Annotated in this window: 1 protein-coding gene and 1 pseudogene; both read right to left on the bottom strand. The window is 75.3% G+C overall.

All coding sequences use genetic code 11. The features are described 5' to 3' along the window. The coding region (locus tag HUW36_RS31520) for a SigB/SigF/SigG family RNA polymerase sigma factor (RefSeq protein WP_174531404.1) at window positions 1–1,039 on the bottom strand (1,039 nt) is incomplete at its 3' end. Window positions 1,040–1,294: 255 nt separating this feature from the next. Beyond that, window positions 1,295–2,142, bottom strand: a pseudogene (locus HUW36_RS31515) (hypothetical protein); the annotation flags it as partial.

The raw sequence follows: 2,142 nt of genomic DNA, 5'->3' as shown, positions 1-2,142 counted from the left end.
CCCGGCCGGCCATCAGCGCGGCGATCCCGCCGGCGTCGAAGCCGCCCGCGCCCACCAGATCGACCACGACCTCGCGGGGCTGCCCGGTGACCGCCTCCAGCATCGCCCGGCGCAGCTGGTCCGCGCCGGCCCGGTCCACCTCGCCGCCGACCTCGACGACCACCCGGTCGCCGTTCTGCTTCACCGAGATCCGGGCCCTGGCCGGCTCGGTCTCGGCCGCGCCGTTCTGCCACGGCGGCGGGGCGTCGGCGAGCATCGCCTGGCGCAGCCAGGTCAGCGCCCGGGACAGCAACCGGGAGACGTGCATCTGCGAGATGCCGAAGCGGGCGGCGATCTCCGCCTGGGTCTGGTTGCCGTAGAAGCGCATCGCCAGGATCCGTCGCTCCCGCCAGGGCAACCGGTGCAGCAGGCCGCTGACCGTGACCCGGTCGTCGACCGACTCCAGGGCGTTGTCGGACTCGCCGACGAGGTCACCGAACTCGGCCGAGCTCTCCCCGCCGACCGGCGCGTTGAGCGAGGCCGGGCTGTAGCCGGCCGCCGACTCCAGCGCGGCGAGGATCTCCTCCTCCGGCGTCTCCAGCCGCTCCGCCAGCTCGGCCACGGACGGGGCCCGGGACAGCTCGCTGGTCAACGTCGCCGTCGCCTGCCCCACCTCCAGGATCAGGTCGCGCAGTCGGCGCGGCACGTGCACGCCCCAGGTGCGGTCCCGGAAGTGGCGTTTGATCTCGCCGACGATGGTGATCGCCGCGTACGCGGTGAACGAACCCCGTTCCGGGTCGTACCTGTCGACGGCGTTGACCAGGCCGAGCCGGGCCACCTGCTCCAGATCCTCCAACGGTTCCCCGCGTCCCCGGTAGCGGCGGGCCAGCCGGCCGGCGAACGGCAACGCGAAGCGGACCAGGTCGTCCCGCGCCTCCTGCCGCCGCTCGGGTGGCAGCCCCTCGATCCGGGCCGCGTACGCGAGCGCCGCCGCGTCGAGGTCCTCCAGACCTCGCTCGTTGGTCGGTGGTGTGGGTGTCGTGGTGGTCTGACCGAACATCCGCGCCTCCCTCGCCGAACGTCCCCCCGCCCGGTCGGAACCGGTCGTGCGCGTGGTCGGACCACGCACCGGGTGAGGAAGTTGGTTACGTGACGGATACGTCGAAAGCGGTGGCTGCCCGCCGCACGGCGTCGTGGGCCGTTCCGCGGCGAGCGGTCTTCCCGCTCCGTAGGTACTCAATCACGGACCGTGGGATCGCGAGGATGTTTCGCCAGGTTGGCCGGCGGACGAGGGCCACCGGCGCCGGGCCCGCGCTCAGCAGACCAGCAGACCCTGGTGCGCGCCGGAGTCCCGGAGCGCGGCGAGGGCCTCGGCCATCCGCAGCGGCGGCGGCGCGGGCAGGTCGCAGGGCTGGTTGCGCAACACCTCCGTGGCACGTCGGGTGGGAACCGAGGTGACCGGGTAGCCGCGCGCCGCGCCCCGGTCGAGGGCCCGCCGACGCCTACCGAAGCCGGCCACCGCGAGCCACTGGGGCAAGCCGGCGAGTGCGGGCGACCGCAGTCCGGGCGGCTCCGGCAGCACGTCCACCGACGTGAACGGCTCGCTGCCGGCCAGCCACCACTCCGCGCCCTCGACCCGCCGGCGGGTGGCGTTCTCGCACCAGTACGGCACCAGGCCGGCGCGCAGCACCTGCCCCGGGTCGAGCAGCCGGCCGCACTCCACGACCAGCCGGTCGCCGGTCTTGCCGGCCCGGCGCAGCCAGCGGCGGTACAGGTCGGCGGTCGCCGCGCTGAGCGCGTCCGGCTGCGGCACGACCACGCGGTGCAGCGGGTGCCCGTGACGGTCGCCCCACTCCCGCGCGGCGTGCTCGAAACCGGACTCCACGCCGTGTTCGGCGAACGCCGCCGACACCGTGACCTCCGGCGCGACCCAGCGCGTCTCCTCACCGCCGGCCGCGCGCAGCACCTGCCGCAGCCCGTGCGCGTCCGGGTGGAAGTCGACCGGGTCCAGGCCGCTGGCCGGGCAGCCGGCCTGGAAGCTGTGCCCGTCGCCGACGTCGCGCACCGGCCACGTGCGCGCGTCGTGCAGCAGCAGCACCGGCGGGCCGTCACCGCTGACGCGGCAGCGCGTCCGCCGCCCGTCGACGGCGCACTCGTCGGCCG

It is taken from the genome of Micromonospora maritima, from assembly GCF_902825405.1.
In the GTDB taxonomy this organism is placed as follows: Bacteria; Actinomycetota; Actinomycetes; order Mycobacteriales; family Micromonosporaceae; genus Micromonospora; species Micromonospora maritima.
The sequence above is the reverse complement of the archived record's forward strand: the minus strand, read 5'-3'. Positions and strand labels throughout refer to the sequence as shown.